The organism is Streptomyces torulosus, assembly GCF_001419765.1.
GTDB lineage: Bacteria > Actinomycetota > Actinomycetes > Streptomycetales > Streptomycetaceae > Streptomyces > Streptomyces torulosus.
The window spans coordinates 1-5,363 of sequence record NZ_LIRK01000311.1 but is presented as its reverse complement, the minus strand read 5'-3'; the positions used below and the strand labels follow the sequence as shown (position 1 = coordinate 5,363).

Here is a 5,363-nt window from a genome sequence, read left to right as displayed (position 1 = left end):
GCCCCCGACCCCCACTCCCCCGGCCGCAGCGGACGTGCCGGGTGGCCGTCACTCCTTCCTTCCAGGAGCCGTCTCGTGAATCAGTCTGCCGAGAACGAGAACCAGACCCCGACGGGCGCGGTCAGCCTCGCCCAGTCCTCCCCCACCGTCGGCACGTTCCGTGAGCGGGACGGCGCCCTGGAGTGGAGCGGACGCCAGGAGACCCTGCGGATCGAGCCGTGGGGGCCGGACGCGGTCCGGGTCCGTGCCCGGCTGGGCGGCCCCCTCCTCGACGGGCTGCCGGGCGCCCTGCTCGACGAGGCGGAGAGCACCGAGAGCAGCGTCAAGATCGAGGAGGGGCAGGGGCGGCTGACGGTCGGCGCGCTCACCGCCGAGGTCAGCGCCGAGGGCCTGGTCCGGTTCACCCGCACCACTGACGGCCGTGAACTGCTGTCGGAGGAGCGCGCCCACTTCTGGTGGCCGGGCTCCCGCCTCTACACGGCGGTCGGCAACGGCCACCACCGGCTGGAGCAGCGTTTCGCCGCGTACGACGACGAGAAGCTGTACGGCCTGGGCCAGCACCAGCACGGGCGGCTGGACCAGAAGGGGCTGGTCCTCGACCTGGTGCAGCGCAACGCCGAGGTGGGCATCCCGGTGCTGACCTCCAGCCGCGGCTACACCCTGCTGTGGAACAACCCCGCGATCGGCCGGGTCGAGCTGGCGGGCAACGGAACGCGCTGGGTCGCGGACTCGGCCCGGCAGATCGACTACTGGATCACCGCGGGCGAACCGGCCGACGCGCAGCGCCGCTACAGCGCGGTGACGGGCCGTACGCCGATGCTGCCCGAGTGGGCGGCCGGGTTCTGGCAGTGCAAGCTGCGCTACCGCACCCAGGACGAACTCCTCGCCGTGGCACGGGAGTACAAGCGCCGGGGTCTGCCGATCGACGTGATCGTCTGCGACTTCTTCCACTGGACGCATCTCGGCGAGTGGAAGTTCGACCTGAGTGAGTGGCCCGACCCGGCGGCCATGGTGAGCGAACTGGCCGAGATGGGCATCAAGCTGGTGGTGTCGGTGTGGCCGTCGGTGTCGCCGCTGTCGGAGAACCACCCCGTGATGGACCAACACGGATACTTCATCGGCACCCAGTACGGCCCGATGGCCCACGCCGACTGGCCCGACAAGGAGGTCGCCTCCACGGTCCAGGTGGCCTTCTACGACGCGACCAACCCGGAGGCCCGTGCGTTCGTGTGGTCGCGGGTGAAGGAGAACTACCTGGAGCCGTACGGCATCACGGCGTTCTGGCTGGACGCCTGCGAGCCGGAGCTGAAGCCGGGCTTCCAGGAGAACCTGCGGTACTGGGCGGGCCCCGGCCTGGAGGTCGGCAACATCTACCCGGCGGAGAACGCCCGCACCTTCTACGAGGGGCTGAAGGCGGCCGGCGAGGAGGAGATCGTCTCCCTCAACCGCTCGGCGTGGGCGGGCAGTCAGCGCTACGGGGCCGCCCTGTGGTCCGGTGACATCGGCACCGACTTCCCGACCCTGCGTCGGCAGATCGCGGCGGGCCTCAACACCGCGCTGTCGGGCATCCCCTGGTGGAACACCGACATCGGCGGCTTCCACGGGGGCGACCCCGACGACCCGGCGTACCGCGAGGTGATGGTCCGCTGGTTCCAGTTCGGCGCGTTCTCCCCGCTGATGCGCCTGCACGGCTTCCGGGAGCCCGGTATGCCGCTCGGCCCGGCCATGACCGGCGGCCCCAACGAGGTCTGGTCGTACGGCGAGGAGGCCGGCGCGATCCTGGAGCGGTATCTGCGGCTGCGCGAGCGCATCAAGCCGTACGTGTTGCGGGTCATGCGCGGGGCCCACGAGCAGGGACTGCCGGTCATGCGCCCGCTGTTCCTGGAGTTCCCCGGGGACGAGCGGGCCTGGTCGGTCGACGACGCGTATCTGTTCGGCCCCGACGTGCTGGTCGCGCCGGTGCTGGAGGCGGGCGCGACGACCTGGACGACGTATCTCCCGGCGGGCGCCCGCTGGACCGACGCGTGGACCGGGGAGACGTACGACGGGGGCGCGTCCGTGACCGTGGACGCGCCGCTGGACCGCATTCCGCTGTTCCTGCGGGACGGGGCGTCGTTGCCGATCACCGAGTAGGCGGGCCGCGGCTGTTCGGAGGCCGGGTCTACGCCATGGCGCCACGGCCATCCCGTGGGCGGTCGGTGTGGTGTTCGCGGTGCAGATCCTGGAGGGGAACGTGCTCCAGCCGGTGATCCACAGCCGGACCGTGCAGATGCGTCCGGCGGCGATCCTGCCGGCGCTCACCGCGGGCGCCTCCATCGCCGGCATCCTCGGCATGCTCCTGACGGTGCCGCTGACGGCGGCGGCTTTCGGCGTGCTGTCGGAGCTGCGGTCCCGGTACGGCGACGGGGCGGACCGGGCCGAACCCACGCGGCCGAAGGAGATCGCCGGAACGGCGGGATGACCCCCGGGGCCCGCCGCCCGCCAAAAGGGAGGAACCCCAGCCGACGGGCGGCTGGGGTTCCACTGGGTTGTGCGTGTCGGGCGGGTCAGCGCTGCAGGGTGAGGACACCCGGCCGGTACGGCCACTTCAAGTAGTCGGTGCCGCTCGCGGTGGCACCCCTGCCCTGGTAGAGGAACTGCAGGTTGCAGGGGTCGATGGTCTTGGTCTGGTCGGGGTTGTTGCGGACCAGGTCACCGTGGCTGATGTCGTTGGTCCACGTCGCGTTGGCGTTGGCCTTGCCCGCGAAGGGGCTGCTCTCGCTGCCGGCCTGCGCGGTCCACGGACCGTTCAGGCTGGAGGCGGTGTACGAGCGGAAGTAGCGCCCGTTCGCGCCCCGCGCCTCGACGATCATGAGGTACTGGTTCTGGCCCTGGACCTTGTAGACCTCCGGCGCCTCGAACACCTTGTCCACGGTGTCGCTCAGGACCGTCGTGTACGACGAGCCGAAGTTACCGGGGAAGTTCCCGATCGGCATGCTCGCCTTGTAGATCTTGCCGTTGTCACCGGCGAAGAACAGGTACATGTTCTGGTCGTCGGCGATCAGAGTCTGGTCGATCGGGCCGGTGGGGGAGTTGTCGGTGCTGGGCAGGGTGCCGGTGAACAGCGGCTGCGGCGCGGACCAGCTGTTGGGGTTGGTGGGGTCGGTCGACGTGCGGTAGTTGAAGGGCCAGCCGCCGGCCCACTGGGAGGCCATGACCCAGATGTTCTTGGGCGCGAAGTAGATCAGCGTGGGCGCCACCGCGCCCTGGCTCATGGCGGTCTGGGGGGCCGTCGCCATGTCCGACCAGTTCGTGAAGGAGCCGAAGCCCATCGAGCGCCAGTTGCTGCCGTCGGAGTACGTCCCGTAGACGAGGTGCTTGCCCTGGTACGTCACGGTGGTGAAGTCCTTCAGCGCGTACCACCCGTTCGCCGGCTGCGCCAGCGCCCCGGTCGAACTCCACCGGTACGTCGACGGCAGAGAACACGTGGTGCCCGACGCGGACAGGCCGGTCCACTTCTGGTTGCTGCCGCCGTTGCACGTCGCGATCTCCACCGCCGTGCCGTTGGCGGTACCGGCACCCGCGACGCTCAGGCACAGCCCGGACTCCACGCCGACGACCGTGCCGTCGGCGTTCACCCGCCACTGCTGGTTCGTACCGCCGTTGCAGTCCCAGATCACCGGCCGGGTTCCGGACGTGGTGGCGTGGCCAGGGACGTCCAGACACTTGTTGCCGTACACAGTCAGCTGGTTGCTGTCCGTCAGCGTCCACTGCTGATTGGTCCCGCCCCAGCAGTCCCAGATCTGGGTGCTGGTGCCATTGGTCTGACTGGCGCCCGGCACGTCGAGACACCGGTTGGAGCCGACGCCGCGCAGGGCGCCACTGCTGGCCGCCTGGGCGGTCGGACTGGCGACCAGCAGCGCCGCCAGCGAGACCAGGGTCGCGGTCGTGGCGGCGAGCGCCGCGGACGGACGTCTGCGGCTGAAGCTGAGTCTGTGCATGGGGACCTCGTTTTTCTGAGTGCGCGGCTCTGCCGGCCCCTCGGAGGCTGTGCGAATGGTGGTGCGGCGCGACTTCGCACATGTCCGTAATTTCGAACATAGATCGAAGTATCGAGCAAGTGGATAATAAAGATCCGGCCACCGGCGTCAATACTTCTCACAGAATTCACAAGCCGGAAAATTCACGAGCCGGAAGAAGGCCTAGCCGATGACCCGTCCCAGTTCGATGCGGTCGATGTTCGGGGCCCAGGCGGTCGCGTTGGCGAAGGTGACCTTGTTGGGGCCCTTCCTCAGGTCGACGGGGACGCCGACGGTCCAGTAGTCGTCCCAGCTCCAGGTGTTCTTGAAGGTGACCTTCTTCGGGGCCTCGGTGCCGACGGTGATGTCCGCCGTGCGGGACATGATGTCGGTGTTGTAGGCGTGGCCGTTGTCCCGGCGGTCGTTGTGGGCGTAGTGGACGACCAGTACGTAGCGGCCGGCGGTGGGCGCGGTCACGGTGAACTCCGCTGTGCTGTCGGCGCTGTTGCCGAGCCAGCCTATGTAGGAGCCGGCGGAGGCGTGCGCCGAGTCGACCAGCCTGGCACCGCCGGTGAGCGTGGCGGAGGCGGCCCCGTAGGAGAGGGCGCCGTCGGACGAGCCGTCACCGGAGACGTCGAGGGAGCGCACGGCGGAGTGCTTGGCGGTCGTCTCGATCCGGTTGTTGCCCGCGACGAGGTACAGCTTCAGCGGACGGCCGGGCACCGCCGCCACCGTCTGCCCGTGCAGGGCGAGCCGCACCGGCGCCGACGCCCGGTGCACCACCCGGTAGTAGCCGTCGCGTGGGGCGTACACGTCGAAGACCGCCTTGTCTCCGGGGCCGAGGACGAGGGCGCCGGTGCCGACACCGGCCGACGACGAGTAGTCGTACGACGGCCTGCCGCTGATGTCGGCGAGCGTGGCCTCGTAGGAGGCGGCGGGTGCCGCGGTGCGGGCGGTGAGGTCGATCCGGTCGAGGGTGACCTCGGCGGCACCCTTGGCGAGGGTCAGGGTGTGGCTGCCGGCCGACAGCTCCACGCGGACATCCTTCTTGGCGCGGTAGGTCCAGTTCTCGGTGGAGGGGTAGGTGACCGTGACCGGGTCGCCGCCGTCCACGGACAGCTTCTGGGTGGCGGGGGCGCCGGACTGGTTGCCGTAGAGGATCGCCAGGTCGTAACGGCCGTCCTCGGGGACGGTCACCGTGAAGTCGACCTTGCTGCCCGCCTGGTTGAGGGAGCCGACGTCCTTGGTGCCGGAGGCGGCATAGCCGTTGGCGTTGCTCACGGTGCCCTGGGTGTGGACCTTGCCCTCGGTGATGGCGGCGTCCTCGGCCTCGTGGGACGCGGTCCAGGGCACGGTGAGCAACGC

Annotated in this window: 3 protein-coding genes and 1 pseudogene; 2 read left to right on the top strand and 2 right to left on the bottom strand. The window is 69.9% G+C overall.

Features of this window, described 5'->3' with window-relative positions; all coding sequences use genetic code 11:
* Nucleotides 1-75: 75 nt before the first annotated feature.
* Nucleotides 76-2,133, top strand: coding sequence for a glycoside hydrolase family 31 protein (locus tag AOK23_RS21915; protein WP_055714390.1), 2,058 nt, complete (start codon nt 76-78; stop codon nt 2,131-2,133).
* 52 nt (nt 2,134-2,185) lie between these two features.
* Nucleotides 2,186-2,461, top strand: a pseudogene (locus AOK23_RS21910) (AI-2E family transporter); the annotation flags it as partial.
* 85 nt (nt 2,462-2,546) lie between these two features.
* Here AOK23_RS21910 and AOK23_RS21905 read toward each other — a convergent pair.
* Nucleotides 2,547-3,980 carry a non-reducing end alpha-L-arabinofuranosidase family hydrolase gene (locus AOK23_RS21905; protein ID WP_055714388.1) on the bottom strand — a complete coding sequence of 478 codons (1,434 nt, stop codon included), beginning with the start codon at nt 3,978-3,980 and terminating at the stop codon, nt 2,547-2,549.
* Nucleotides 3,981-4,181: 201 nt separating this feature from the next.
* On the bottom strand, nt 4,182-5,363 hold a 1,182-nt coding region (locus AOK23_RS21900; RefSeq protein ID WP_157878112.1), incomplete at its 5' end, for a CBM35 domain-containing protein.

Coding starts and splice junctions, on each gene's coding strand:
- AOK23_RS21905 (WP_055714388.1), bottom strand. CDS start 3,980: ATGCACAGACTCAGCTTCAGCCGCAGACGTCCGTCCGCGGCGCTCGCC.